Source organism: Streptomyces sp. NBC_01497 (assembly GCF_036250695.1).
GTDB lineage: Bacteria > Actinomycetota > Actinomycetes > Streptomycetales > Streptomycetaceae > Streptomyces.
Window position 1 is genome coordinate 2,796,081 of the sequence record NZ_CP109427.1, and the last position, 26,292, is coordinate 2,822,372.

A 26,292-nucleotide genomic window follows, 5' to 3' on the forward strand; every position below is an offset into this window, starting at 1 on the left:
GTCCCATACGCGCGGGCACACCGCTGAGCGGGGGGCGCGAGGGGTGTCCGCAGGGGGCGCGCGGGGGCTCGAACGGGGGTCCGGCCGCACGGGGCGGGGCGTGCGAGGGCGGGCTCTCCTCCGAGGGCGGAGCCCGCACGGGACGCCGCACCAAGGGGACATACCGCACATTCCACGCTTTGCGCCCTCTGACGCCCCTCGTCCGGGCGCCGTTCGACCCGCTTGCCTGGTGGCGTCAGGGCCGGACGCGACCCTCGGCACACCCCAGATCGGGACCCAGCACGGCGAGCGCCGCCACGACGGCGGGCCGGTCCGCGTCCAGCCAGTCGACACGGTCCTGATCTCGCGGACGGCACGAACTCCGGGCATCACGCGCACCGTACGAATCGGCTGAATCAGGTGAATCACTCGACATCAGCATGCATTCCGGTTGGTCCAGATGATCCGGGCGTTCCCGATGGTTCGGTCGTTCCGGTCTTTCCGGTCGTTCCGGAGGGTCGGGATGGTCCGGATCGCACCGTCCGGCGCCGTTGTCGCGGCACACGGGGGCCGCCTGGGCCGCCGTCACCCACCGCAGTGCGTCGTGGTCCTGCAACGGGCGCGGCTCGCCCGAGACCAGGCGCACCGTCCAGACCCACAGCTCGTAGCCGCGTCCGAGCGGCCACGCTCCCGGCACGCGGGCCACCGGCTCGGTCTCGATGCCCAGTTCCTCGCGCAGTTCGCGTACGAGCGCGTCCTCGGGCCGCTCGCCCGGCTCCACCTTGCCACCCGGCAACTCCCAGCGGCCGGCCAGTTCGGGGGGCGCGCTGCGGCGGGCCGCCAGCAGGCGTCCGCCGTCGTACACGGCGCCCGCGACCACCACCGTCACCGCCGACTCTCGCTCCGTCATGCGCCGGAGCCTATGACGCGTTCCGCTCCAGCCGCTCGACGCTGTAGACGGGCCCGGCATCGTGGCCGTCCAGCCTCTCGGCCATCCGCTGGGCCTCGTCCCGCGTGGCGTACCACGCGACCCGGTAGCGGTTGCCGTTGTCGTCGTCGCGTATGACCTGCCAGGGCAGCACGGCGGCTCCACCTTCGTTCACGGCCGCACCCCCGCCGCCACCGTCGCCGGGACGCGTATCTCCGGACGCGTCGCGCGTCCCCAGGAAACCCCAATGCGCATATGCCGGAGCGTACGCCCGACCCTTACTCACCGGATGCGTGATTACACGAAGAGGCAACTTCCGGCCAACAAAACACCGAAAAGTACGGGCGCGCGCGAGCCCCGTGCGCCCCTGAATACGCCCCCGAGTGCGCCGGGCACGCGCCGGTACGCGCCCCCGCCGCCGGGGCCTGCACCCGTCCGGTACGCACCACGTGCGATCCGCCGGGCACGGATGGTGACTCCGCGGGCGGCGGCACAGGTGGCCCCGGGGTCCGCGGCTACTTCACCGACAGGTGGTAGCCGATCCGGAACCGGTCGGCCGGCACGACCACGTCCGCCGTCTCGACCGCCCGCCCCGACGCGTAGTAGGTGCGCTCCAGGACCATCACCACATGCCCCGGCACCCCGCCGAGCGTCAGCAGTTCCTCCGCGAGGCCGGGGCGCGCCCCGACCTCCTCCAGCACGTTGTCCACGACGATGTCGATCGCCGCCATCCGCTCGACCACCCCGCAGCCGCCGAGCGGCCCCTCCTCCGGCAGCATCACCGGCGTGCGCCCCGTGACGGCCAGGGGTTCCCACGAGGTGGAGATCATCATCGGCTCGCCCTCCGCCCGGAAGACGTAGCGCGTACGCATCACGCGGTCGCCCGCCCTGATGCCGAGCCGCGCCGCGACCTCGGGCGTCGCGTCCTCCTGCTCGCTGCGCGACTCCCAGGTCCCCCGCGCGCCCTCGTCGGCCTGCTCCTGCCGGAACGGGCTCGAACCGGTCGCGGGGCGGTAGCCGGAGCGCGCGATACGGCGCGGCACGGGTCGCTCCCGGACGTACGTCCCGGAGCCCGAGCGGCCCTCGACCAGCCCCTCCGCCATGAGCACCTTGCGCGCCTCCAGCGCGACCGTGTCGGAGACCCCGTACTCCTCGCGGATGCGGGCCTGCGAGGGAAGCCGGGTGTGCGGCGGCAGGACCCCGTCGGCGATCTTCTGACGGAGATCGCTCGCTACGCGCAGATAGGCGGGCTGCTCACCGAATGCCACGGGCCACTCCCTCAAAGTTGACAGACAGCAACAGAGTGGCAACCGACGGTTGACCCCCGCAAGCGTGGGCCAACGTTTCACCCGAAGTGATGAGTTGGTGACGGTGGACGCATGATCCGCAAGAGGCCCAGAATGGGCGACGACCAGCCACCCGCGGCGACGGTGCGCCCCGGTGCCGGCACGGTCCGAACCGGGCCCCCGGCACGGCCGGACCGGCGGCGGGCGAGCGGACCACCGCCGCGCGAATACATCACAGGACGGCCGGACAGGACGACGGGCCGGCGCGACGGAAGCGGGCGACGGATGACGCGGCAACCGGTGGACACGGCGGTGGCCGGGACAGCGGCCCTCACGGCGCGGTGGGCGGCGCACTTGGACGGCGGGCAGGACGCGGTGTTCTCGGCCGCCGGCGTCTGGCCGCTGCTCGCCCTGCTGGCGGAGACCGCGGACGGGCCCGCCCGCGCCGAACTGGAGCACGCCGTCGGCGCCCCGGCACCCGAAGCGGCCCGCGCCGCCCGCGCACTGCTCGCCCGACTCCCCGGCGCCGAGGGGCTCCAGGCGGCGCTGGGGCTGTGGACGGCGCGGTCCCTGCCGCTGCACGACTCCTGGCTCGCGACCCTGCCGGCCGGCAGCCAGGCCTCGCTGTCCGGGAACGCGGACGCGGACCGGGCGGCACTCGACGCGTGGGCGGCACGGCGGACCGGCGGCCTCATCGACCGGATGCCGGTGGATCTCGGCCCGGGCACCCTGCTGGTGCTCGCGAGCGCGCTCTGCCTCTCGACGGAGTGGGAGGAGCCGTTCGTCCAGCACGCGCGGCACACGCCCGGGACGGGTCCCTGGGCGGGCCGCGACATGCGGTGGCTGATGCGCAACACGGCGGGCACGCATCCGGTCCGGGTGGCGAGGACCCCCGAGGGACCCGTGACCCTGCTTCAGGTGCGCGGCGGCAACGGCATCGACGTCCACCTCCTGATCGGCCCGCCCGGCATGGGGCCCGGCCAGGTCATCGGCGGCGGTACGGGCGCGCTCGCCGGCCGGTACGAGGTGATACCCCCCGAACTGCTGCCGTACGGGAACCAGGCCGGCCCCGGCCTGGTCAAGGACGAGATCGATTCGATGAGCCCCGGGCCCGTCCTGTCGGTGAACATGCCGGCCTTCCGCCTCAGCGCCGAGCACGACCTGCTGCGCCAGGCCGCCGTCTTCGGTCTGGTCTCGGCGTGCGACGCGTCACGGGGGCATTTCCCCGGCATCAGTCCGTCCCCGCTCGCGATCCGCTCGGCGGCGCAGTCGGCGATGGCCGACTTCGGCCCGACGGGCTTCACGGCGGCTGCCGTGACGGCGCTGGGCCTCATGCCCGGCGCCGCGTCGACGGCAAGGACACGGGTCATGAGCATCGTCGCGACGCTGGACCGCCCGTTCGGCTTCGCCGCCGTCCTGCGGGCCACGGGTCTGTGTCTGGCCACGGGCTGGGTGGCCACCCCGCCGGCACGTCCCGACAGCGTCTGACGTCCCGCCGCGCGGCGGGACGGCGCAGGGAACGGCCTGTCCGGCCACCGGTGCGGGCCTCGCGGGGCGTCGTCGCCGCCGCGGGTCCCCGGTACCGGACCGCGTGCGGTCGAGGGCCCCGACTCGTCCCGTCGACGGGCCGAGCACGGCAGCGGCATCCGTCGCCCGGCGGGCGTGAGGCGTCTCACCGGGCGGCGCGGGGCGCTTTACGAGCGCTTGCGGGGCCTGCCGCGCTTCGCCGCCCCCTTGGGCGCACCTTTCGGGCTGCCGGAGCCTTTCCGCTGAGGCTTCCGAGCCCCGCCGGCCGCCGGAGCGCCCGCCTTGCCCGCCGACGGCTTGCCCGAATTGCCCGCCGCGGGCTTGCGCTTCGGCTCCGCCGCGGCAGGTGCCGGTCCGCGCGAACTGTTGACGGTACGACCGCGGACGATGCCGATGAACTGCTCGACCAGGTCCGTGGTCGTGTCCTCCCGCCACGACAGCGCGACCCCCGACACCGGGGCGTCCGTGACGGGCCGGTACGTGAGGTCCTTGCGATGGTGCAGGCGGGCGAGCGACTGGGGTACGAGAAGGACCCCGATCCCCGCCGCCACCAGTTCGACGGCGTCGGCCGTGGTGGCGGGCCGCTCGATCGCCGGGCGGCCCGGAAGGCGCTCCCAGTCCAGGGAGTCGTCCAGCGGGTGCAGCACGATCTCGTCGGCCAGGTCCTCCACCGTCACCTCGTCGACGGCGGCCACGAGGTGGTCCTTGGGGGCCACGACCACGGTCGTCTCTGTGTACAGGGGGATGGCGCTGAGATCCGTACGGTCGACGGGCAGGCGCAGGAAGGCGGCGTCGGCGCCCCGCTCCCGCAGGATCCCGGCCGCCTCGTCGGTGGAGACCCCGGTCAGGGTCAGCGGAACGCCGGGCAGGCGCTCGTTCCAGATCCGCACCCACTTCGCGGGCGTCACCCCCGGAACGTACGCGAGCCGGAAAGAGGGAGGTACGTCCGAGCCGGTCACCGGTCCAGGTTAACCGGCCGTGGTCGGCGGGGGCGCCCGCGCTCGTTACGCTGGGCACCATGACGTCGCACAAGACCACCCAGACCATGAAGCCCGCGACCGCGGCGAAGAAGCTGGGTGTGTACCTGGAAGCCACCCCCGCCGAGTTCCGGGAGGGCGCCGTCTCGCGCAGCGAACTGAACGCGCTCCAGAGCGACCCGCCCCAGTGGCTGCGGGAGCTGCGCCGCGACGGGCCGCACCCCCGCCCGGTCGTCGCCGCCAAGCTGGACGTCTCCATCGCGGGCCTCGCCCGGGGCGGCGTCACCGAGGCGCTGACCACGGAGCAGATCGAGGCGCTGAAGCAGGAGGGCCCCGAGTGGCTCCGGCGCGAGCGGGCCACCCAGGCCGAGGTCCGCAAGGAGACCACCCGTATCAAGGAGCGCGACGAGGAGCGGGCGGCGCGCTCCGACGACGCCTGACGCCCCCCCGGGGGGCCGGCGTCGGCTTCCTCTTCGTCTTCTTCGGCCCCTTCTTCTTCGGCCTCTTCACTGCTGACGCCCGTCCTGGCCCTGCGGCGCCGCGGGCGCCCACGCGGTTCGGGAGGCGGGACGTCCCGGCCCGGAGGTGTTCTCGCGGGCCGATGACTATTCCGCTCCCTCGACGACCGGATGAACGACCGGCGCGGGACGCGGCTCGACCCGTCCGGCACCCGGCCCACCGGGCCCGCGACCGCGCCGGATGCCCGCCCCGTGTCGCGGGGTCAACCGCCGCGTAGAGCGGGATCACGCGCCGACGACCGGCGCGCCGCCGGAGTCCGCGGTCCCTCAGGCGTATCGGGAGCCCGAGGAGAGGCATCGCGGACCGGGACGTCCGGGCCGGGCGACGTCGCCGATCGTCCGGTGCGCCGGGCCCTCGCCGCGTCGCCCCGTCCACGGGCGTGGCGCCTTCCCGGCGAGGACCACCGAGGACCGCGCGTCCATGACCCATTACGGGGCGAGACCGCACCACCCGGACGTGCCGGTCGTGAAGTCCGGTGGAAGGGTGGCCCGTTCCGGCGGCCTCCGGCATTCGGCCCCACGTATTCGACTTGTACGCGTCAAGTAATAACTCGGTCACCATGCACATTCCCGCGCGATCCCACGAAATGGGCGCGCACGGGCCTCGCCCTGACCGATCGTACCGTCGCCGCCACGACCGGCACCCACCGTCCTCGCCGCCACCGGGACCCCGTCCGCCGCACTCCGGCGCAGGCCGAGGCCCGCGGGAGCGGCCCCGACGCGCGTGGCCCCGCCGCGAGGACCGCACGCGGGCCGAGACCCACCAGGGCAGAGCCGACCGCCGGTTTGCATGGTTTGCCCCCGTTACGCAACCCGCGCGCTTGCGGTCCCGAACCGCGTCCGCGCCCTCCGCCACGGCGCGCCGACGCGTCCCGACCACGAAAGGCCTTCCGTACTCCTGTGCTACCGTCAACCGGTGTAATTTACACGCGACTTGCGGAGCAATGAGGCAATTTACGGAGTGCCCCGGTCCGCTTCGGTCGCCGTCCCGTCTCGACGCACCCGGGAACGCCTCAGGCGGGAGGGTTGGCCGCCATCGACACCGTCTCCATTGGCAGCAGCACACACGCCCCGAGCCCTGCCCTGCCTCCGCGCCCACCTGGCGCGTCGAGATCCGTCCTCGTACCCGGCCCCGGGGCGCGGCTCCTGGGCCAGTGGCACAGCCGGCCGCACGAGAGGCACGCCCACCGGCCGGAGCGCGGCCCCCCGGCCGATCCCCCAGCGGAGATCACCACGGGAAGTTCGTGCGGCGCCCAGGGGAGAGGACGCCTGCCGTGAATTCCCGTCGCCGATCACCCCATGAGAAGTCGTCCAGTTGAGCAGTAATTGGGGCAATATCCGAGCGATCTCGGAATCGCGGAGCATATGAGGCCGTCGAATCCTCATGGCGTACCGGCGGACGATCTCGCTCGGCAGGGGAGGGAAATTGCACGCCTCTTTTCAGTCGACCGCGCCGGAATCCGGCCAGCGGATTCCTGTCGTCGTCCACGCGCCCGATCCGATCTCCCGGGAAGGGACGATCAGTCAACTGCGCCAGCACCCCGTGGTGGACCTCGTCGACAAGGTCGACGCCCAGGGGCACGGCGTGGCCGTGCTGCTCGCCGAGTCGCTCGACCCCACCGTGCTGGCGTGGCTGCGCCGCCTCGTACGCAACGAGGGCCTGCACACCGTCCTGGTCGTGAGCCTGCTGCGCGAGGCGGAACTGCTCGACGTCTTCGAGTGCGGGGTGGGGGCCATCGTCTGGCGGCACGAGGCCACCGCGCAGCGGCTGTTCCGGGCGGTGCTCGCGGCCCATCGCGGCGAGGGCGACCTGCCGTCCGACCTGCTCGGCCGCCTCATCAGCCAGGTCGGCACGCTGCGGACCAGCGCCGTCGGCACGTCCGGCGTCCAGCCGTCCGGCCTGACGCCCCGGGAGACCGACGTCCTGCGGCTGGTCGCCGAAGGTCTGGGCACCGGGGAAATAGCCGGGAAACTGTCGTACTCCGAACGGACTGTCAAGAACATCATGCAAGGACTGACCACTCGCCTGGCACTCCGCAACCGCACGCACGCCGTGGCCTACGCCCTGCGCGAGGGGTACATCTCGTGATCCACGAAGTGGACGCCCTGCTCAAGGGGTTGCTGAAAGGTGGCGCCCTGGCGGGCGCCGACGTCGAGGTCTCCTTCGAGGCCCCGACCCGCGACTGGGCGGCCCGGCGCAACGCGCCCGCCTTCAACATCTACCTGTTCGACATCCGGGAGGACGTCAAACGGCGCGAGCGCGGGTCGATGGACGTGCGGGACGAGCGCGGCATCGTCGTGCGCCGGCGCCGTCCGCCGCGCTGGTTTCGGCTGTCGTACCTCGTCACCGCCTGGACCAAGCTCCCCGAGGACGAACACCGCCTGCTCTCGGCGGCGTTGGCCACCCTGCTGCCGCACGAACTCGTCGCGCCCGAACGCCTTCCCGACGCGCTCGCGGCGCTCGGCCTCAGTGTGCCCGTCGCCGTTTCCGGGATCCAGGCCGAGACGCGCTCGCTGGCCGAGATCTGGACCGCGCTCGGCGGCGCGCTCAAGCCGTCGCTCGACCTCGTGGTCACGGTGCCGTTCCCGGCCTACCCCGATTACGACGCGGGACCGCCGGTCACCGAGGGCGCGGTGGTGCGCGCACGGGAGATCGACGGGCCCCTGGAGGACGGCGAGCGGGCGCATCTGCCGCGCCATCTCTCCGGCGCGGAGCAGGAGCCGGAAGCCGCCCGCGGCTCGGCCACGACGACCCGGTTCGGAGCACCTCCCCGATGACGCACGGCACTCCCGACCCCGGCGGCCCGCCCACCGGCGCCCCCGCGGACATCCCTGCCGGAATCCCCGCCGGCATACCTGAGGGCATCCCTGAGGGCCCGCTGCTCGCCCGGCTCGCCGGGCTGCGCGAGCGGGTCGCCGACCTGGTCGAGCGCCGCAGCGCCGAGGACCCCACCGCGGCCGACCCCCTGCGGGGCCTGTACCTCTCCGTCGAGGCCGTACGCCATCATGTGCGGCGGGCCGCCGGTCCTGAGCGGGCCGGGCACGGCGAACCGGACGGCGCCCGGGGCCCGGCCGACGGCGGGGACACCGGGCCCGACGCCGGAGGCCCGACGGCCCCGGCGGCCCCGGCAGACCTCACCGACGCCCTGGACCCGGCGGACCCGGCGTCTTTCGGGGACCCGGCGGGCGCCCACCCGGCGCACGACCGGCTGCACCGGCTCAGCCGCCGCCTCGGGCTCACCGCGGTGGACGCCACCGTGCTGCTCATCGCGCTCGCCCCCGACCTCGACCGGGGCTTCGAGCCGCTGTACGGGTACCTGAACGACGACGTCAGCCGCCGGCGGGCCACCATCGGGCTGGCACTGGACGTGTGCGGCCTGCCCGCGGCCCAGGCCGGCGCGCGTGACCTCTTCCACCCCACGGCGCCACTTTCCGCGTCCGGCCTGCTGCTCGTGGAGGACAGCGAACGCCCCTTCCTCAGCCGCTCGTTGCGCGTCCCGGACCGGGTCGCCGCCCATCTGCTCGGCGACGACACCCCGGACGCCGCACTCACCGGGCACATCCGGGCGCTGCCGGACCTCGCCGAGGACCCCTACGCGAAGGACGGCGGCACGTCGGCGCACCGGCTCGCGAAGCTCCTCGCCGCCGCCCCGCTCACGGTCTACCTGCGCGAACAACGCGACGGCGACGGCCTGTTGTATGCGGCCTCCGCGCTGCGTGCCGCCGGCCGCGACGCGCTGCACTTCACCCCCTTGGGCGGGGGCGCGCGCACCGGAGGCCCGGACGGTGACCCCGGCGGGGGCGGGCGGAGCAGCACCGAGGGCCACGGCCCGGTCGTGGAACTGCTGCGCGAGGCGCGGCTGCTGGGCTGCTCCGTCGTGGCCAGTCCGCTGCCCGAGCGGCCGGGCCCGCTGATCAGGGCGCTGACGGTGTCCGACGTGCCGGTCCTGTTCACCGGGCGGGGCCCGTACGACCCGCAGTGGTGCGAGAGCGATCCCCTGGTGCTGGACGTGCCCCGGCTGCCGTCGGGCGCGGTGGGCACGTGGTCGGCCGCGCTCGGTCTCGACGCGGGCGAGGATCCGGGGTTCGACCTGGCCACGACCGTCGCCCCCTACCGCCTCGGCGGTGACGGCATCGCCCGCGCCGCCCGCTCGGCGCTGGAGCTCGCCGCCCTCGACGGCACCGCGCTGACCGCCGCGCACCTGCGGCTCGCCGCCCGGCAGCAGTCCGCGTCAGGGCTGGAACGGCACGCCCGCCGTATCCGGCCCGACGTCGGCTGGGACGACCTCGTCCTGCCGGCGGGACCGCTGGGGCACCTGCGGGAACTTGCCCTGCGCGCCCGGTACCGCAGCCGGGTCCTCGGTGACTGGCGGCTCAGCGCCGGCGGCGGGCGCGGCCGTGGGGTGCTGGCGCTGTTCGCCGGGGACTCCGGTACGGGCAAGACGCTGTCGGCCGAGGTGGTCGCCGCCGACCTGGGCCTCGACCTGTACGTCGTCCAGCTCTCCTCCGTGGTCGACAAGTACGTCGGCGAGACGGAGAAGAACCTGGAGCGCATCTTCACGGAGGCCGACCGCGCGGACTCGGTGCTGCTCTTCGACGAGGCCGACGCCGTGTTCGGCAAGCGCTCCGAGGTCAAGGACTCCCACGACCGCTACGCCAACATGGAGAGCGCGTACCTGCTCCAGCGTCTTGAGGCGTTCGACGGCATCGCCCTGCTCACCACCAACCTGCGGGCGAACATCGACGACGCCTTCACCCGACGCCTCGACCTGGTGGTCGACTTCCCGTTCCCGGACGCCGGTCAGCGGCTCGCCCTGTGGCACCACAGCCTGACTCATGTGCCCTGCGCGGACGACGTCGATCCGGGCGTCTGCGCCCGGGACTTCGAGCTGGCGGGCGGTTCGATCCGCAGCGCGGTGGTGACCGCCGCCTACGCGGCCGTGGGCCGTGGCGAGACGGTCACCACGGCCGACCTGCTGACGGGTGCCCGCCGGGAGTACCGCAAGGCGGGCCGCCTGGTCCCCGGCGACGTGGGCTGGTGAAACGCGGACCGGCGGGCCCCCGTGAACGAGGACCCGCCGGATCGTAGCCGGGGTCCGTCTGATCGGTCCCGGTGCGGCCCGGAGCGCGCGGGCGGCCCCGGCCGGACCCCGTCACCGGAGCCGGCCGGGGCCGCCGCCCGCCGAAATCAGCTCTTGTCGGGCTTGGCGAGAAGCCATCCCTGGTCGTCGGTGTCGGTGCAGTGGAAGAGCGTCAGCGCGCCGCCCTCCGCGCGGTCGGACCCGTCCGACGCGTTGCCGTAGACGTCCAGGCACAGATTGTTGCTGGCGTAGTTGTGGATCCAGTAGAGGCCGCCGCTGTTCGGCCGCTTCTCCAGCCACCAGAGCTGGTTGTCGTTCATCGTCTGGGTGCAGGCGCTGTCCTGCGGCTTCGCACTGAGCGGTGCGGCGCCCGTCCCCGACAGGTCCATGCAGAAGCCGGTCGACTTGTCGCGGAGCTGGTAGAGGTCCCGGCCGTCGGGCCCCTTGCCCTTGGCCACCGTGTCGAAATCCCACACCTGGTTGGCCTTGGTATCGGTGTTGCAGGTGTACTGGCCGTAGGTGCTGCCCGCCGATCCCGTCGCGAAGGCGGGGCCCGCGCACTTCTCGGTCGTGCCGTTCCTGAGCATGACGTCTTTGAAGGGGTGCGGCGCGGGGGACTTCTTGGCTCCCCCGCCGCCACCCGCGCCCGCACTCGTCGACGGCTGCGGCGGCGGGGTGTTCTGGGCGGTCTCGGTCTGCGACGGCTGGGGCGCCGGGGCCTGGGACGGAGGCGGCGGCGTCAGGGACGTGACGGGCGTGTCATTGCGCTCCGTGGCCTGGCTGGCCACCGCGGGCTTGTAGGCGATCCAGATCATCACGAAGGCCACGGCGAGCGCGATCAGCATCGAGAGCAGCACCCCGAGCCAGCGGGGCAGCAGCCCGGGCTGGACGTACGTGCCCTGCACCGGCAGCGGCTCCGCGCCGGAACGCTGCACGGAGAGCGTGTACGGGCGGGACTGCTTCTGCCCCGCCCAGATGATCTGCCGCGGCTTCAGCGTGCTCTTGATGAACGCGGCCCGGCCCGGCGCGATCTGGACGTTGGCGGGGTGGATGTCGTACGCGAGCTGGTCGCCGTTGTCGCTGCCGCCCACGGAGGCGGTGAGTTTGACGTTGCCGAGGTTGTCGACGGCGAGCCGGGGGCGCCCGCGGAAGCGGCCCTTCACCGTCTGGGGCACGAGTTCGGCCCGTACCTCGGTGAACGGGGTGACGGTCACGTTGCCCTCGGAGACCGTGGTGGCCTCCGGGTACTCCGACGGGATGATCTGCACGCCGTACGGGTGCGGTCCCGCCGCGGCGTCCGGGGTGCGGGGCGGGGCGAAGGCCAGCTCCACGGTCCCGGTCGTCCCCGGGTACAGCCGGATGGACTGCGGCTCGACGGTCGTCCACGGGGAGAGGTCACCGACGGGTACGAACCGGTACTCGTCGACGACGTCACCGGTGTTGCGCACCCGCAGCCGCACGCGGGTCGAACCGCCCGGGTCCACGGTCGTCGAAGGGGGTTCCAGGGAGGTCCAGGGACTCATGTGCCGACGCTACGGTGAGCGCCACCGCGGTGTCGCAGGCCACGGGGCAGGATGGGGCGGCCGAAAGAGCAGCAGCGCTGTCCTTCCGGGCGCCTCGCGCACCGGCCTGCCCGGGATGCCGCCGGGACCGGGCCCGGGGCTGTCCCCGTGCCCTGCTCGTCCCGCTCCTCCTCGCGCCCGGGCCGCATTTCGTCAGCGGGTACGAGCCCTACCCTGTCGCGGCGTCGGACATGCGCGCCCACGGCTCGATCCTGCCCTGCCACGGGGACATGGACCGATCGGGCACTTCCAGGGGCCCGCAGGGCATCGACGGCGGGCGTCCGGTCCTCGGGCGGGGCCGCTCGGGCCGCCCGGCGGCTCCCGAACCCGGGGCGTCGTCACGGGTATCGCGGCGGGCGCGGCCCGTCGCCCGGCGCCGCGACGCCCCCGGGGCACGGCGGCGTCCCGTTGGGGCATCGGCCATGCCCCCTAAGCGGCACTGAAGGCCCTTACGGCGATCTACGCGCGGCGCCAGTGTTGTAGCTGTTGACCAGTCATACCCCCGAGGAGAGCAGAGTATGCCGTCCTACCTGTCGCCGGGTGTCTACGTCGAGGAAGTCGCCAGCGGCTCCCGCCCGATCGAAGGTGTCGGCACCTCCGTGGCGGCGTTCGTGGGCCTCGCACCCACCGGTCCGCTCAACAAGCCGACCCTGGTGACCAACTGGTCCCAGTACGTCGCCGCCTTCGGGGAGTTCACCGACGGCTACTACCTGGCCCATTCCGTCTACGGCTTCTTCAACAACGGCGGCTCGGCCGCGTATGTCGTGCGGGTCGGCGGCGCGGCCGAAGGGGACGGCCCGAACGCCGGCGCCCCCGCCGCGGTGCCGGGCTCCGCGGCCCCGGCCGCGCTGAACCCGGGCGCCCCCGCCGCGCTGGGCACGTTCACGGTCCGCGCCCTCGCGGCCGGCAGCGGTGGCGGCGCGCTCAGCGTCGAGGTGAGTGACGCGGAGGGCGAAGGGCCCGCCGAACGGTTCCGGCTGGTCGTCAAGGACGGCGAGAAGCCCGTCGAGACCTTCGACGTGAGCGCCAAGAAGAGCGGCCGCAACTACGTCGTCACGCAGGTCAAGGAACGCTCCACGCTGATCAGCGTGCAGGAAGCGGTGCCCGCCGCGCAGCTCGCCCGTCCGGACAACCAGACGGTGGCGCTCGCCCGCCCCACCCAGGCCCCCGCCGCTCTCCCCGTCGAGAGCGTGAACGCCGGCCACCCCGGCCCGGCCGAGTACCTCGGCGACTCCTCCGACCGCACCGGTTTCGGCGGCCTGGAAGCGGTCGACGAGATCGCGATGGTCGCCGTCCCCGACCTGATGGCCGCCTACCAGCGCGGCGCGATCGACCTGGAGGCGGTCAAGGCCGTCCAGCTCGGACTGATCGCGCACTGCGAACTGATGGGCGACCGGGTCGCCGTGATCGACCCGCCGCCCGGGCTCAACGCCCGTGACGTCCGGGTCTGGCGCCAGGACACCGCGGGTTACGACTCGAAGTACGCGGCCGTCTACTACCCGTGGATCAAGGTCTTCGACCCGGCCACCGGGCAGGCCCGCATGGTCCCGCCGAGCGGCCACGTCTCCGGTATCTGGGCGCGCAACGACTTCGAGCGCGGGGTGCACAAGGCGCCCGCCAACGAGGTCGTGCGCGGCGTCGTCGACCTGGAGAACCAGATCACCCGCGGCGAGCAGGACCTGCTCAACCCCATCGGCGTGAACTGCATCCGCGCCTTCCCCGGCCGCGGTATCCGCGTCTGGGGAGCCCGCACCCTCTCCTCCGACCCGGCCTGGCGCTACATCAACATCCGCCGGTACTTCAACTACCTGGAGGAGTCGATCCTGATCGGCACCCAGTGGGTGGTGTTCGAGCCGAACGACGAGGCGCTGTGGGCCCGTATCCGGCGCAACGTATCGGCGTTCCTGGTCAACGAGTGGCGCAACGGCGCCCTGTTCGGCTCGCGTCCCGAGGATGCCTTCTACGTCAAGTGCGACGCGGAGAGCAACCCGCCGGAGTCGGTCGACCTCGGCCGGGTCATCTGCGAGATCGGTATCGCGCCCGTCAAGCCCGCCGAGTTCGTGATCTTCCGGCTGGCCCAGTTCTCCAGTGGCAGCGGCGAGTTGGAGGAGTAGCGGCGCGCCGGCCCACGCCGGGCCACCCCGTCCCCACCTTCCCCAGGTACGTCGTCAGTAGTAGAAGGACAGACAGCGGCTCATGAGTCTTCAGCCCGGTGATTCCCTCACCTCACACAATTTCGGCCTCCAGATCGACGGCGTCATGGTCGAGTACCTCCAGGAGGTCAGCGGCCTGAGCCTCGAACAGGACGTCATCGAGTACCAGCAGGTCTCCGCCCAGGGCGTGCCCGTGACGAAGAAGCTGCCGGGCGTGAAGAAGGCCGGCACGTGCACCGTCGTGCGCGGCATGACCCAGTCCGCGGCGTTCAACCAGTGGATCAACGAGTCGATCGCCGGCCAGATGGCGACGGCCCGCAAGAACGCCACGATCATGCACATGGACTACACGAACGCCCCGGTCAAGCGCTACAACATGCGCAACGCCTGGTGCAGCAAGGTCGAGGCCAGCACGGTCAAGGCCGGTGAGGCGTCGGCGCTCACCGAGACCGTCACCATCACCTTCGAAGAACTGGTCATCGAGTAATGCGCCGTACGGCTGCCCGCTCCTCGGCGGCGCCCGCACCCGCGGGCGCCGAGCCCGAGGAGTCCGAGCCCACTCCCCCGGCGAGCGCCCCGGTCGCCGAGCAGGTGCCCGAACGGCAGTCGCTGCGAACGGAGTTCGACTTCGAACTGCCGCGCGGATACGTCGACGACGCGGGCACGGTGCACCGCACGGGCACCATGCGCCTGGCCACCGCGCGGGACGAACTGGTCCCGCTGCGCGACCTGCGCGTGCAGGAGAACCCGGCCTACCTGTCGGTCGTGCTGCTCGGCCGGGTCATCACCCGGCTGGGCACGCTCGGGCAGGTGCACGACGGGGTCGTGGAGAACATGTTCGCCTCCGACCTCGCCTTCCTGCAGGACTTCTACCGGCAGGTCAACGCCGAAGGACACACCAGGGCCGGGGTGACCTGCCCGCACTGCGAGCAGCCCTTCGAGGTGGAGCTCGGCGGGAGCCGCCTGGGGGAATCGTGACGTACGCGACCGACCGTGTCCACGAAGAGATCGCGTACATCGCTTACCACTTCCACTGGAGCCTGGAGGACATCCTGGACCTCGAACACCGCGACCGGCGGCGTTACGCCCAGGAGATCGCCTCTCTCGTCAGCCGCGCGGCGACGGAGGGGTGATGGGGTTCCTCGACAGGCTGCGCGGACGGCCGGACGCGGGCCGCGGCGGACCGGACGGTGCGCCGCCTCCCGCGGCGGAGGCACCCGCGGACCGTCCGCAGCCCGCGCACCCCACGGGCCCGGGAGCGGCGGGCTGGTCGAGCCTGCCGCCGCTGCGAAGTTCCCTCACCCGGGGAACCGGAGCCGTCACCGACGCCGGGTTCGGCGTGTCGCTCACCACCTGGCAGAACCCCTCCTTCGTCGGGGCCCTCTCGCACGCCGTCCTCGACGGTGCTCCCGGCGGCCTGGTCAAGGGCCCGCTCCCGGTCCTGGCGGCCTCGTCGCCCGGGCCGGAACTCGGCATGCCCTCGCTGACCCTGCCGGTCGCGGGAGCAGCCGCCGTCCCGGAACCCGGCCCCGCTGCCGCGCCGTTGGCCCGCGCGGTCCCGGACACCGCCCCTCAGGGAGCCCCGCCGCTCGCGGGCCGGACCGCGGGGCCCCGGGTCTCGCCGGTGCCCCCGCGTGCCGCCCGGCCCGTCACCCTGACGACGTCGCCCCCGGTGCAGCGACGCGCCCTGCCGACGGTGACGGCGTCCACGCGTGCCGGCGGCTCGTCACGTGCGTCCTCCCCGCCCGCCCCGATGGCCGCACGCTCCGAGCCGGGGCAGGCCGTGAACACGGACCCGACGCCGGACGCCCCGTCGGTCTCCGCCGCATCCGCGCCCGCACCCTCCGCGCCGCCGCGCCAGGACATGTCCCCGCCGCCGCCCACCGCGCCGACCGCGATCCAGCGGCGCCCCGCCGTCGGACCCGTACGGCCCGGACTCGGCACACCGGCGGGCGGACCGGCTTCGGCAGGACCGGCATCGGCAGGACCGACAACTGCCGGACCGGTATCTGCCGGGCAGCCGTCGAGCGGACAGGCGAAGACCGGTCAGGCACCGAGCGGATCGCCGTCGGCCCCTTCGGGCTCGCGCGGTTCGACGGCGAGCGGATCACCGTCGGCCCCTTCGGCGTCGGCCGGTTCGGCATCGGGCGGGCAAGCCGCAGGCGGCCCGGGCGCGCGTCGAGCGCGCCCGCTGCTCGGCGCCCCGCTGTCCGCTCCGCCCCCGGCCACGGGGCCCGCCAGGCCCCAGGGGCCCGGGACCTCGGCCGGGCGCCGCGCCACGTCGCACCCGGCGTCTCCCGGCTCCGACCCCGCCCGTGGCGCGGCCGGGCAGGCGTCCCCGCCCTCCCCCACTTCCCTCGCTCCCCCGCGTTCCACCGCCGCGCTGGCCGGCGACGGCCCCGCGGCCGCCCCGGCCCCGGTCCAGCGTGCGCCGATGCGGCCGGAGCCGTCGCCGCGCCCCGTGACCCCGGGCAACCGCGCCCCCTCGGCCTCGGCGCTCCCTTCCTCGGGACGCCCCCTGTCAGAACCGGCGCGGGACGGCGCGGCGTCCGGCACCGCGAGATCCCTGCCGACAGCGCCCCTCACCCCCGCGGCACCGCGAGCGGAGGCGGCTACCGACCCGCGCTCGACCGGCGTCCTGCCCCCGGCGACGACTTCCGGCGGGGCCGCGCGGCCGGCCGCCCCGGCGGCCGGAGACAGCGGCGCCCGCGCCATGCCGTCCGCGCCGGTGCGGTTCGACGGCAGGGACGATCCGGCCGCCACCGCCGCGCACACGGCACCCGCGTCGCGTACGACCGTGCTGCCCGTGGCAGCCGTCGTGCCCGTACAGCGCGTCCGGGCGTCCGCCGGGACCGGGCCCGCCGGGGCTCCCCGCTCCCCCGCGATGCCCGTCGTCCCCGTGCGGCGCGCCGCCGCGTCATCCGGGCGGCCCACAGCTCCCGGTACGGCATCCCCCGTACGCGCCCCGGCCGGCAACGGACCTGCCCCGGCGGCCGGTTCACGGCTCCCGGCCTCGGTGCCCGGCACACCGGAGGGCGCCACCGCGGCAGGTACCGAGGACGCCACCGCCACGAGGGAACGGCGTCCTGACTCCGGTGGCGCGTCCAACCACCGCTCTCTCGCTCTGACTTCGGCCCGTCCGTTGGTGTCCGCCCTGCCGCCGGTGCCGGCGCCCGCCCCCGGCACCACTGCCCTGCAGCGGCGCCCCGCGACCACGGCGGTACCGTTGCGCCGCCCCGCGGCCCCTGTCCTCGCGGCGCCTTCCGGCGTCGGCGGTCCGCCACGCCCTGCCGCGCCAGGCCGCCCGGGCGCCGGCGGCCCCGCCCCTGCGGCGCGCGGGGGAGCGGGGGCCGGGACGGCCGCTCCCGTCCCGGCGGCAGCCGCCGTCCGGCCCACCGCGATCCCGGCCGGCACCATCCCGCCCAACGCCGGCCCGCCCAACGCCGTCCGGCCCACCGGCCCGACGGGAGCCGGGACAGCGTCGGCGCCCGCACCCGGGGGCCGCTCGGGCTCTGCCGGCCCGACGGTGCAGCGCCGTGCGGCGCCGCGATCCGGCTCCGCCCCCACCGTGAGCGGACCCGCGCTGCCGCGAACCACCGCTCCCGTATCTCCTGCCGGGCCGGTGGGCCGTGGCGGACCGCCCCGGCCGGTCGCCCTCGGGCTCCCCGGCGGTCCCGCCGCCCCGCCGCCGCGCGGTGGCCGGCCCGCCGCGAGCGGTCAGGGCGGCGCGGCGGGCATCGTGCAGCGTCTCGCGGCGTCCCCGGCTTCCGGGCTCGCACCGGCCCCGGCCGGGCCCAGGCCGCTCGGGCCCGCCGCCTCTGCGGCGTCGGCCACGGCACTCACGCCTCCACGCCCACCGGCCGGCGCCTCGCACACGCCCGTTCCGTACACCCCCGTTCCGTCCACCCGGGTCGGGACGACGTCCCGTCCGGCGCTGCCCCTGTCCCCGCCCGTCTCCCCCGCTCCCGGGTTGCCGGGCCGGACCGTCACCGCCGCACCCGCACCCGCCGGGGGTTCCGTACCCGGTGGGCGCGTGGCGCTGCCCGTACAGCGCGCGGCGGCCGGTCCCGGGTCCTTCGGCCTGCCGTCCGGCCGTCCCGGGCCCACCGCCCGGACCGTCCCGGCCGGGGCTTCCCCGGGGCCGACGGGTTCGCCCGTACGCCTCCCGGCGTACGCCCCCGCGCCGGCGATGCCGGTGCAGCGGAGCACGGCGCCCGCCTCCGCTCCGGCGCGCGGACCGGCGCTCGCCAAGGTCCTCGCGGCTCCCGGCCCGTCCGCCGGGCCGGGGCCCCGGCCCGCCCGCCCGGCGGCCGTCGCACCCGTCCCGCAGATCCAGCGGCGCGCCGCCGCGCCGGTCCGCGCCCCGGCGCCGAGCACGGCCGGCAGGTCCCCCGGGACCTCCCGCTCCACCGCGGAGTTCAGCGCCAACGGACTGACGGAACGTCAACTGGATGAACTCGCTTCGCGGTTGAGCAGCCGAATGGCGCGACTTCTGGGGTTCGAGGCGAAGAAACTCTCAGAGCGCCAACTCGACGAACTCGTCCACCGGTTGTTCGGCCCGCTGACCCGGCTGCTGAGAACCGAGTTGCGCCTCGACCGGGAGCGCGTCGGGAAGCTGCGTGACGCGCGCCGCTGACCGACACCGGGCCCGGAGCCGGTGATCCGGGAGCCCGCCTCCCCGGGGAAGTCACAGACTGCAGACGAAAGGCCGATCCAATGCCCAGCGATCTCGACCCGGGATCCTCGATCTTCTTCACCCTGACCATCGACGGCGAGGACCTGGGGTACTTCAACGGCTGCGAGGGCCTGGCTTCCGAGGTCGAGATGGAGCACTACCAGGAGGGCGGCAACAACGGGTTCGTCTGGCAGCTGCCCACCCGCGTCACGTTCTCCACGATCCGGCTGACCCGTCCCCTGACGGCCGGCACGGCGAACGTGGCCGCCTGGATCTCCTCCGTCACCACCGGGGTCTCCCGGCCCACCGCCGAGATCGCGGCGCTGCGTGCCGACGGCTCGGTCGTCGTCCGCTGGGGCCTGATGGACGTGGTCCCCGTGCGCTGGCAGGGCCCGACGCTCGATCCGGCCAACCCGTCGGTCGCCACGGAGGTCCTGGAGATCGCGCACCACGGATTCACGGACGTAGGGGGGGAGTAGCGATGGCAGGCAAGGAAGGCGCCTTCGACAAGGCGGGCAACAAGTTCTCCGAGGTCATCGGGAGCCTGGTGCACGCCACGCTCGCGATCCACGAACCGCCGCTCGGGCACAGCACCACGCCGGGCGCGCTGATCAAGTCGTTCGGCTTCGAGTTCAACCCCTCCCAGCTCTCCCTGACCCGGCGCGCCCAGTGGCAGTCCACCCCGACGGCCATGGTGCGCGACGGCGCGCTGCCCGAGTTCATGGGGCCCGAGCCGCTCGAACTGTCCGTGGCGGTCTTCCTCGACCGCTCCGACGACCCGGACAGCAATGACGTGATGAAGATGGTCGAGTCGCTGTTCTCCTGCTGCGAGGTGACCTCCATGAGCATCGCGGCGAAGCAGCCGTCCACGCCCTGGGTGATCTTCCAGTGGGGTTCGTTCCGGACGGCCAGGTTCACCGCGTACGTCGAGTCGGTGGACACCACGTACACCCTCTTCGGCACTTCGGGGATGCCGATCCGCGCCACCTGCCAGCTGCGGCTGCACGAGATCCCGGGCAAGACCCTGGGACAGAACCCCACCTCCGGCGCGCTGACCGCGCGCCGTGTGCACCGGGTCGTCGCGGGCGATTCGCTGCAGTCGCTCGCCTGGCGGGAGTACGGGGACGCCACCGTGTGGCGGGCGATCGCCGAGACCAACGAGATCGACGACCCGGCGCGGCTCAGTCCCGGCACCGAGCTCATCCTGCCCGCGGTCGAGGAGGTCACCGCCCCATGACTCTGCTTGCCTTCTCCAGCGTCATCGACGTCAGGGTCGGCGGCGGCAAGCTGCCCGCCACGGTCGCCGACAAGCTCGTGAGTGCCTGGGTCGACCTCGGGGCCGGGGTGCCCGGCGCGTTCGAACTCGCCTTCCGCGACAAGGCCCGGCGGGAGGTGCTGGGCCTCGCGGGCATCAGGATCGGCACGAAGATCGAGCTGGCCGCGGTGGCCGACGGCAAGGGCGCGCAGGACCCGCTGCTGACCGGTGAGGTCACCGGACTTGAGGCGGACTACGACGGCACCGGCACCTTCACCGTCGTGCGGGGCTACGACCTCGGGCACCGCCTGCTGCGCCGGCGCCGGGTCGCCGGGTACACCAAGATGACGGCTGCCGCGATCGCGCGGAAGCTGGTGCCGCAGAGCGGGATCCCGCTCGGCAGGATCGAACCGACCCGGCCCGACTACGACTTCATCACCCAGGACAACGTCACCGACTGGGACTTCCTCGCGCGGCTCGCCGACGAGAACGAGAAGGTGATGTACCTCGACTCCGAGGGCAGGTTCCAGTTCGTCAGCCGCGAGCGGGCCTCCGGGGCTCCCCCGGAGGGCACCGACACGGACAAGAGCGCGTTCGTGCTCCAGGCCGGGCGCGACGTGCTGCGCTGCCGGGCCGCCGTCACCTCCACCGACCAGGTACCCGAGGTCGAGGCGCGCGGCTGGGACGTCGGGGCCAAGCGGGCCCTCACGTCCAAGACGAAGACCCTCACCAACCCGGCTCTCGACATCGGCGCGGAACCGGGCGAGATGGCCCGGAAGTTCCCGTCCGGCGATCTGGTGGAGACGAGCACGCCGTACGACCAGCAGGCACAGGTCAAGCGGGCGGCGGAGTCCCTGGCCGACGACGTGACGTCGGCCTTCGCGGAGCTGGAGGTCACCGTGCACGGCAACCCCAGGCTGCGCCCCGACGTCGCGGTGCTCCTCGAAGACGTCGGCGAGCCCTTCGAGGGCAAGTACACCGTGACGGGCGTCCGGCACACCTTCGAGAACGGCCGGCCCTACCGCACCCGGGTCACCGTCAGCGGCAGGCAGTGGCGCTCCCTGTACGGGCTCGCCTCCGGCGGCGCGGCGGCGGCACCTCGTCTGCCGAGCGTGGCGAACGCGGTGGTCACGGACGTGAAGGACCCCCAGCGGCTCGGCCGGGTGAAGCTCACGTTCCCCTGGCTGGACGACAGTTACGTCAGCGACTGGACCCGTACCGTGCAGCTCGGCGGGGTCAGCGGCGGCAGCATCATCCCGCTGGACGTCAACGACGAGGTGCTCGTGGCGTTCGACCGCGGCTCCCTCGACCATCCCTTCGTCCTCGGCGGGCTCTACAACGGCAAGGACCGGCCCCGGCCCGGCGATGTGCCGCTGCACGACAAGCTCAGCGGCAAGGCGAGCCGCCACACCCTGGCCGACCGGGAGTTCAACCGTGTCGACCTGCTCAGCCAGCAGACCGGCCTGCGCAAGCGCGGTGTGCGGCTGAGCACCGGAAACGACCGGCTCGTCATCAACCTGGACCGTACGAAGACCGAGATCACCGTGGACAGCAAGGGCAGCGTCTCCATCAAGGGAAGCCGGTCCGTGTCCGTCGAGGCCGGCCTCAACCTGACCCTGAAGGCGGGCGGTTCGCTGAAGCTGAGCGCGGGCGGCGCCATGACCCTCGATTCGGTCGGTGCCCTCGCCATCAACTCGGGTGTGATGGCGATCGATGCGAAGGGGGCCCTGAGCATCTCCGCCGCCCTCGACGCGAACATCCAGGCGCTCAACATGCAGATGACCGGCGCCAAGATCGCGATGCTGGGCCTCGTCACGGCCAACGGGGAGCCGGTGATCTGATGCCCGAGCAATTCGTCGGCTCCGGCTGGTCCTTCCCGCTGCGCATCGGTCCCACCGGAGGCATCGCGCTGGTCAGCGGGGAGCGGGAGGTCGAGGAGGCCATGCACCTGGTGCTGGCCACCGCACCGGGCGAGCGGCCCATGCGCCCGGAGTTCGGCTGCGCCATCCACGACATGGTCTTCGCGCCCGTCAACGAGACGACCGTGGGCCGCATCCAGCACGAGGTCTTCACCAGCCTGGACCGCTGGGAGCCGCGCATCGAGGTGCACGAGGTGGAGGTGACCCCCGGCGACGACACCCAGGGGGTGCTGTTCATCGACGTGCGCTACGCGATCCGCGGCACCAACAACCCGCGCAGCCTGGTCTTCCCGTTCTACGTCATCCCCTCACACGACGATCCCGAGCCGCCGTCCGACGACGGCCCGGCCACCGAAAGCGACCGCTGATGGCACTGCCCTCCCCGAATCTCGACGACCGGCGCTTCCAGCAGTTCGTCGACGACGCCAAGCGCTACATCCAGCGGCGCGCCCCGGAGTGGACCGACCACAACGTGTCCGACCCCGGCATCACCCTCGTGGAGACCGTCGCCCACCTGGCCGACCAGATCGTCTACCGGCTCAACCGGGTCCCCGAGAAGAACCACCTGGCCTTCCTCGACCTCGTCGGGATCACCCTCTTCCCGCCGTCCGCCGCGCGCACCGACGTGACGTTCTGGCTGTCGGCCCCGCAGGAGGACCCCGTCGTGGTCCCCCTCGGCACGGAGACCGCGACCGTGCGCGCGGAGGGCGAGGAAGCCGTCGTCTTCTGCACCGAACGGGAACTGTCCATCATCTCCAGTGAGTTGCGGCACCTCGCGGTGCAGAACGGCGGCCAGGCCGTACTCGACAGGAGCACCGACCTCGCCGAGGCGCGGGACGTCCTGTGCTTCGCCGAGGCCCCCGGCGTCGGTGACTGCATGCTCCTCGGACTCAGCGCCGCCGTCCCGCACTGCGCCGTCGCGCTGCGGCTCGACAGCCGGGTCGACGGCGTCGGCGTGGACCCCCGGCAGCCCCCGCTGGTGTGGGAGGCGTGGACCGCCGACGGCTGGGCGGCGTGCGAGATCGAGGAGGACGGCACCGGCGGTCTGAACCGCCCGGGCGACGTGGTGCTGCACGTACCCGCCGGGCACATCCTCTCCCGCAGCGGCCGGCACGAGGCGGGCTGGCTGCGCTGCCGGGTGACCGAACCCGCGCCGAACCAGCCCTTCTACACCACCTCTCCCACCGTGCGCTCTGCCGAGGCCTTCACCATGGGCGGAACGGTCCCCGTCGTGCACGCCGAGACGGTCTACGACGAGGCCCTGGGCGAGTCCAACGGGCTGCCGGGGCAGCGGCTCCGGCTCACCCACGCCCCCGTCGTCGGCGACATCCCGCCGGTGCACCTCCAGGTCGCCGACCACGACGGCTGGCAGGACTGGTCGGTCGTCCAGCACTTCGCGGCCTCCCGGACGGACGACCGCCACCTCACCCTCGACGCCGCGACCGGTGAGATCGCCTTCGGCCCCGCCGTACGGGAACGGGACGGCACGCTGCGCCAGTACGGGGCCGTACCGGCCAAGGGCGCCGTCATCCGGGCCCGCCGCTACCGCACCGGCGGCGGCCGCGCCGGCAACGTCGCCCGCGGCGCCGTCCGCACCCTGCGCGACTCCGTTCCCTACGTCGCCGAGGTCGTCAACCGCGAAGCCGCCCACGGAGGTGTGGACGGCGAGACGGTCACGGAGGCGAAGGCCCGCGCGCCCCTCACCCTGCGCGCCCAGGACCGCGCCGTCACCCTGCGCGACTACGCCGAACTCGCCCGGCACGCGGCCCCCGAGACCGCCCGCATCACCTGCCTCGAAGGCGAGGAGGAGAAGCACGGCGCGTACGCCGTGCGCGTCCTCGTCGTGCCCCGCGCCGTCCCCGACCCGGGCGGCCGGCTGCGCTTCGAACAGCTCGTACCCGCCGACGACCTGCTGCGGCGGATCAGCGGCTACCTCGACGAGCGGCGCCTGATCGGCACCCGCCTCGCGGTGGGCCCGCCGTACTACCAGGGCGTCACCGTCGTCACCACCCTGCACGCCTTCCGGGGCGTCGACGCCGACCGGGTCAGGCAGGACGCGTACGACGCGCTCTACCGCCACCTGGACCCGCTCACCGGCGGAGCCGACGGCACCGGCTGGCCCTTCGGCCGGCCCGTCCAGTCGGGCGAGATCTTCGCGGTGCTCCAGCGCGTGCCCGGGGTCGAGCTGGTGGACGAGGTGCTGCTCTACCCGGCCGACCCGCTGACCGGCAAGCGCGGGGAGCGGACCGAGCGCATCGACCTCGAAGCGCCGTCCCTGGTCTTCTCCTACGACCACCGCGTACGGGTGAGCGGAGGGTCCTCGTGAGAGGTTCGATCGACGGCCTGGGCTCCTCCGTCCCGCTCGGCACCATGCTGCCCGCCGCCTTCGCCGACGACGACGTGCTGCAGCGCTTCGTCGCCGGACTGGACGAGGTGCTGGCCCCCTTCCTCAACGTCCTCGACTGCATGGACGCGTATTTCCTCCCCTCCCTGGCCCCCGCCGACTTCGCCCGCTGGCTCGGCTGGTGGGTCGGCGCCGAGACCGACGGCATCCAGGACGACACCGCCGAGGGGGAGGCACGGCTGCGCGCGGCGGTCGCCGCCGCCGCCCGGCTGCACCGCATCCGCGGCACGCGTGCGGGCCTCTCCGAGGCGGTACGGCTCGCCTTCGGCGTCGAGCCCGAGATCACCGAGAGCGGCGGTGCCGCCTGGAACGCCCGGCCCCTCGGCCCGGTTCCCGGCGAACACCGCCCCCGCCTGCACGTGGTCCTCCGCCTGCCCGCACCGACGGACGCGGACGAATACCGGCTCGACAACCTGGTGGCAGCCGCCCGCCCCGCTCACATGCCCTACACGGTCCAGGTGACCGCCGTGGAAAGGACCCACCAGACATGAGTCAGGCATCCGGCGACCCGAGGGGAGAGCAGCGGATGGTGGTCTGCGACCAGTGCGGGACGCACCAGGACCCGGCGCAGGCGTTCTGCGACAGCTGCAACGCGGTGCTGCGCTGGAGCCCCGGCACGCCCGCGCCCGCGCCCTCCGCCCGGCCGGCGCCCGAACGGACCCCCGTCGCGCAGGGCGCACCGGGCGCACCGGGTCAACTGCCCCCCGAACAGGGGCCGGCCGGCCACCTGCCGCCCGAGCAGCCGCTCCACGGCCGGACCGCGGCGTCCGCACCGGCGGCGCCTTCGGGCCCGGCCGACCCGTGGAACGCGTCGCCGGCCGGCGGCGGATACGGGGCACCCCCGGCCGGCAGCGGGTACGGGTACCCGCCACGCGCGGACGGTTTCGGACCCCCGCCGGGCGCGGGCGGTTTCGGACCCCCGCCGGGCGCCGCGCCGGCCGCCTCCGCCCCGTGGGCGGGTCCCTCCGCCCACGGCACGCACAGCGGTGGCCACGCCATGAACGACGACACGCTGGAGACCGCCACGCCCGCCGTGTGGCCGGGCGGCGCGGGCGCGGCACTGCCGGCGCAGGAACCGCCCGCCACCGCTGCCGCGGCCGGTGGCCGCCCGCCCGTACAGGACCCGGGCATCGACACCGAACGGGCCAGGGCGCTGCTCGTACCGCTGGCCGATCCGCGGGCACCGCAGGACCTGCCGCCGAGCGTGGCCCCCGTCCTGCCGGGGCGGCCCGAGCCCGCACGGCCCCAGGTCCGCACCGTGGGAGAGCAGCCCTTCCAGGGAGGCATCGCCTGTCCCTGGTGCGCCACCCCCAACCCGCCCGAACGCCACTTCTGCTCCCGGTGCGCCATGTCCATGGGCGCGGGACCGGAGAACGCGGCACGGCGCTCCTGGTGGCGGCGGATGGTCGACTACCGCAACCGGGAGGAGCCCTGGGCAGGTGACCGCCCGCGCCTGCGCCGCCAACTCGGCCGCATCCTGCGGTGGGTGGCGGGGGCCGCGGCGATCGCCCTGGTCGTGACGGGCCTCTTCCACGCCGGCGAGGGCATCGACGCGGTACGCGACCACTTCTCGAAACGGGTCGCCGTCGCGCCCGACTCGTACAAGGCGTCGCACTCCTACGAGCACCAAGGCCCCGGCCTGGCGTTCGACAAGGTCAGCAACACCTGGTGGGGGCCCGGCTACTCGGGGTCCGGACAGGGGCAATGGCTGGAGGCCCACTTCCAGGAGCCGGTGACGCTGCTCGACGTCGGCATCACCCCCGGCGAGTCCACCCACGCCGACACGCTCTCCAAGTCGGCGCTCCCGCACCGCGTCGAGGCCACCATCACCACCGACGACGGCAAGGTCAGCACCAAGGAACTCCTCCTCGACCCGTCCAGCGGCTTCCAGTCGCGCGACTTCCGCTTCCACGACGTCACGTCGGTGCGCTTCACCCTGGAGACCGCGTACAACACCGACGGGAAGAAGCAAGTCGCCATCGCCGAGATCGAGTTCTTCGGCGCCTCCCAGGACGGCGCTTCCTGAGG

The 26,292-nt window shown here is 73.9% G+C and carries 22 protein-coding genes and 1 pseudogene; 17 read left to right on the top strand and 6 right to left on the bottom strand.

Features of this window, described 5'->3' with window-relative positions:
- Nucleotides 1-562: 562 nt before the first annotated feature.
- From OG310_RS11855 to OG310_RS11865, 3 genes and pseudogenes are all read right to left on the bottom strand, one after another.
- Nucleotides 563-889 (bottom strand): annotated as a pseudogene (locus OG310_RS11855) (NUDIX domain-containing protein); the annotation flags it as partial.
- A 10-nt stretch (nt 890-899) separates the two neighbouring features.
- Nucleotides 900-1,082 carry an SPOR domain-containing protein gene (locus OG310_RS11860; RefSeq protein WP_329455842.1) on the bottom strand — a complete coding sequence of 61 codons (183 nt, stop codon included), beginning with the start codon at nt 1,080-1,082 and terminating at the stop codon, nt 900-902.
- A gap of 340 nt (nt 1,083-1,422) precedes the next feature.
- On the bottom strand, nt 1,423-2,175 hold the full coding sequence (locus tag OG310_RS11865) for a GntR family transcriptional regulator (protein WP_329455843.1): 753 nt from the start codon (nt 2,173-2,175) through the stop codon (nt 1,423-1,425).
- Nucleotides 2,176-2,478: 303 nt separating this feature from the next.
- Between OG310_RS11865 and OG310_RS11870 the strand changes: the two genes are divergently transcribed.
- Nucleotides 2,479-3,681 carry a serpin family protein gene (locus tag OG310_RS11870; protein WP_329455844.1) on the top strand — a complete coding sequence of 401 codons (1,203 nt, stop codon included), beginning with the start codon at nt 2,479-2,481 and terminating at the stop codon, nt 3,679-3,681.
- 206 nt (nt 3,682-3,887) lie between these two features.
- On the opposite strand, the gene OG310_RS11875 is transcribed toward OG310_RS11870, so the two are convergent.
- The gene (locus tag OG310_RS11875; RefSeq protein WP_329455845.1) at nt 3,888-4,679 is read right to left on the bottom strand and encodes a LysR family substrate-binding domain-containing protein; all 792 of its coding nucleotides are present in this window, start codon (nt 4,677-4,679) and stop codon (nt 3,888-3,890) included.
- A gap of 59 nt (nt 4,680-4,738) precedes the next feature.
- On the opposite strand from OG310_RS11875, the gene OG310_RS11880 reads away from it, so the two are divergent.
- The 4 genes from OG310_RS11880 (at nt 4,739) to OG310_RS11895 (ending at nt 10,257) form a co-directional block, all read left to right on the top strand.
- Complete coding sequence (locus OG310_RS11880; RefSeq protein WP_329455846.1) at nt 4,739-5,137, top strand: DUF5997 family protein; 399 nt, start codon at nt 4,739-4,741, stop codon at nt 5,135-5,137.
- A 1,504-nt stretch (nt 5,138-6,641) separates the two neighbouring features.
- A complete protein-coding gene (locus OG310_RS11885) occupies nt 6,642-7,304 on the top strand; it encodes a helix-turn-helix transcriptional regulator (protein WP_329455847.1) in 663 nt (220 codons plus the stop codon).
- Nucleotides 7,301-7,993, top strand: a complete 693-nt coding sequence (locus OG310_RS11890; RefSeq protein WP_329455848.1) for a DUF4255 domain-containing protein — start codon at nt 7,301-7,303, stop codon at nt 7,991-7,993. The genes OG310_RS11885 and OG310_RS11890 overlap by 4 nt, the downstream gene beginning before the upstream one ends.
- The gene (locus tag OG310_RS11895) at nt 7,990-10,257 is read left to right on the top strand and encodes an ATP-binding protein (RefSeq protein ID WP_329455849.1); all 2,268 of its coding nucleotides are present in this window, start codon (nt 7,990-7,992) and stop codon (nt 10,255-10,257) included. The genes OG310_RS11890 and OG310_RS11895 overlap by 4 nt, the downstream gene beginning before the upstream one ends.
- A gap of 146 nt (nt 10,258-10,403) precedes the next feature.
- Here the strand turns inward: OG310_RS11895 and OG310_RS11900 are convergent, their stop codons facing one another.
- Nucleotides 10,404-11,819, bottom strand: a complete 1,416-nt coding sequence (locus OG310_RS11900; RefSeq protein ID WP_329455850.1) for an RICIN domain-containing protein — start codon at nt 11,817-11,819, stop codon at nt 10,404-10,406.
- 557 nt (nt 11,820-12,376) lie between these two features.
- On the opposite strand from OG310_RS11900, the gene OG310_RS11905 reads away from it, so the two are divergent.
- From OG310_RS11905 to OG310_RS11920, 4 genes are all read left to right on the top strand, one after another.
- Nucleotides 12,377-13,972, top strand: coding sequence for a phage tail sheath subtilisin-like domain-containing protein (locus tag OG310_RS11905; protein WP_329455851.1), 1,596 nt, complete (start codon nt 12,377-12,379; stop codon nt 13,970-13,972).
- Between the two features lie 82 nt (nt 13,973-14,054).
- On the top strand, nt 14,055-14,498 hold the full coding sequence (locus OG310_RS11910) for a phage tail protein (RefSeq protein WP_329455852.1): 444 nt from the start codon (nt 14,055-14,057) through the stop codon (nt 14,496-14,498).
- Nucleotides 14,498-14,989: a hypothetical protein gene (locus tag OG310_RS11915; RefSeq protein ID WP_329455853.1), complete on the top strand. Its 492-nt coding sequence runs from the start codon at nt 14,498-14,500 to the stop codon at nt 14,987-14,989. The genes OG310_RS11910 and OG310_RS11915 overlap by 1 nt, the downstream gene beginning before the upstream one ends.
- The gene (locus OG310_RS11920) at nt 14,986-15,144 is read left to right on the top strand and encodes a DUF6760 family protein (protein ID WP_329455854.1); all 159 of its coding nucleotides are present in this window, start codon (nt 14,986-14,988) and stop codon (nt 15,142-15,144) included. The genes OG310_RS11915 and OG310_RS11920 overlap by 4 nt, the downstream gene beginning before the upstream one ends.
- 439 nt (nt 15,145-15,583) lie before the next feature.
- On the opposite strand, the gene OG310_RS11925 is transcribed toward OG310_RS11920, so the two are convergent.
- On the bottom strand, nt 15,584-15,955 hold the full coding sequence (locus tag OG310_RS11925) for a hypothetical protein (RefSeq protein WP_329455855.1): 372 nt from the start codon (nt 15,953-15,955) through the stop codon (nt 15,584-15,586).
- Nucleotides 15,956-18,044: 2,089 nt separating this feature from the next.
- On the opposite strand from OG310_RS11925, the gene OG310_RS11930 reads away from it, so the two are divergent.
- The 8 genes from OG310_RS11930 to OG310_RS11965 all read left to right on the top strand — a co-directional run bounded on the left by OG310_RS11930 (nt 18,045) and on the right by OG310_RS11965 (nt 26,290).
- Nucleotides 18,045-18,647: a hypothetical protein gene (locus OG310_RS11930; RefSeq protein WP_329455856.1), complete on the top strand. Its 603-nt coding sequence runs from the start codon at nt 18,045-18,047 to the stop codon at nt 18,645-18,647.
- Nucleotides 18,648-18,727: 80 nt separating this feature from the next.
- Nucleotides 18,728-19,165: a phage tail protein gene (locus OG310_RS11935; RefSeq protein WP_329455857.1), complete on the top strand. Its 438-nt coding sequence runs from the start codon at nt 18,728-18,730 to the stop codon at nt 19,163-19,165.
- Between the two features lie 2 nt (nt 19,166-19,167).
- Nucleotides 19,168-19,923, top strand: coding sequence for a CIS tube protein (locus OG310_RS11940; protein WP_329455858.1), 756 nt, complete (start codon nt 19,168-19,170; stop codon nt 19,921-19,923).
- Nucleotides 19,920-21,782: a VgrG-related protein gene (locus OG310_RS11945; RefSeq protein ID WP_329455859.1), complete on the top strand. Its 1,863-nt coding sequence runs from the start codon at nt 19,920-19,922 to the stop codon at nt 21,780-21,782. Before OG310_RS11940 ends, OG310_RS11945 begins: the two co-directional genes overlap by 4 nt.
- Nucleotides 21,782-22,228 carry a GPW/gp25 family protein gene (locus OG310_RS11950; protein ID WP_329455860.1) on the top strand — a complete coding sequence of 149 codons (447 nt, stop codon included), beginning with the start codon at nt 21,782-21,784 and terminating at the stop codon, nt 22,226-22,228. Before OG310_RS11945 ends, OG310_RS11950 begins: the two co-directional genes overlap by 1 nt.
- Complete coding sequence (locus tag OG310_RS11955; protein WP_329455861.1) at nt 22,228-24,186, top strand: putative baseplate assembly protein; 1,959 nt, start codon at nt 22,228-22,230, stop codon at nt 24,184-24,186. The genes OG310_RS11950 and OG310_RS11955 overlap by 1 nt, the downstream gene beginning before the upstream one ends.
- Nucleotides 24,183-24,755, top strand: coding sequence for a phage tail protein (locus OG310_RS11960; RefSeq protein WP_329455862.1), 573 nt, complete (start codon nt 24,183-24,185; stop codon nt 24,753-24,755). Before OG310_RS11955 ends, OG310_RS11960 begins: the two co-directional genes overlap by 4 nt.
- Entirely contained in the window at nt 24,752-26,290 is a 1,539-nt protein-coding gene (locus OG310_RS11965) for an NADase-type glycan-binding domain-containing protein (RefSeq protein ID WP_329455863.1), read from the top strand. The genes OG310_RS11960 and OG310_RS11965 overlap by 4 nt, the downstream gene beginning before the upstream one ends.
- Nucleotides 26,291-26,292: the final 2 nt, after the last annotated feature.

Coding starts and splice junctions, on each gene's coding strand:
- OG310_RS11870 (WP_329455844.1), top strand. CDS start 2,479: ATGACGCGGCAACCGGTGGACACGGCGGTGGCCGGGACAGCGGCCCTC.
- OG310_RS11880 (WP_329455846.1), top strand. CDS start 4,739: ATGACGTCGCACAAGACCACCCAGACCATGAAGCCCGCGACCGCGGCG.
- OG310_RS11895 (WP_329455849.1), top strand. CDS start 7,990: ATGACGCACGGCACTCCCGACCCCGGCGGCCCGCCCACCGGCGCCCCC.
- OG310_RS11900 (WP_329455850.1), bottom strand. CDS start 11,819: ATGAGTCCCTGGACCTCCCTGGAACCCCCTTCGACGACCGTGGACCCG.
- OG310_RS11905 (WP_329455851.1), top strand. CDS start 12,377: ATGCCGTCCTACCTGTCGCCGGGTGTCTACGTCGAGGAAGTCGCCAGC.
- OG310_RS11910 (WP_329455852.1), top strand. CDS start 14,055: ATGAGTCTTCAGCCCGGTGATTCCCTCACCTCACACAATTTCGGCCTC.
- OG310_RS11915 (WP_329455853.1), top strand. CDS start 14,498: ATGCGCCGTACGGCTGCCCGCTCCTCGGCGGCGCCCGCACCCGCGGGC.
- OG310_RS11935 (WP_329455857.1), top strand. CDS start 18,728: ATGCCCAGCGATCTCGACCCGGGATCCTCGATCTTCTTCACCCTGACC.
- OG310_RS11940 (WP_329455858.1), top strand. CDS start 19,168: ATGGCAGGCAAGGAAGGCGCCTTCGACAAGGCGGGCAACAAGTTCTCC.
- OG310_RS11945 (WP_329455859.1), top strand. CDS start 19,920: ATGACTCTGCTTGCCTTCTCCAGCGTCATCGACGTCAGGGTCGGCGGC.
- OG310_RS11950 (WP_329455860.1), top strand. CDS start 21,782: ATGCCCGAGCAATTCGTCGGCTCCGGCTGGTCCTTCCCGCTGCGCATC.
- OG310_RS11955 (WP_329455861.1), top strand. CDS start 22,228: ATGGCACTGCCCTCCCCGAATCTCGACGACCGGCGCTTCCAGCAGTTC.
- OG310_RS11965 (WP_329455863.1), top strand. CDS start 24,752: ATGAGTCAGGCATCCGGCGACCCGAGGGGAGAGCAGCGGATGGTGGTC.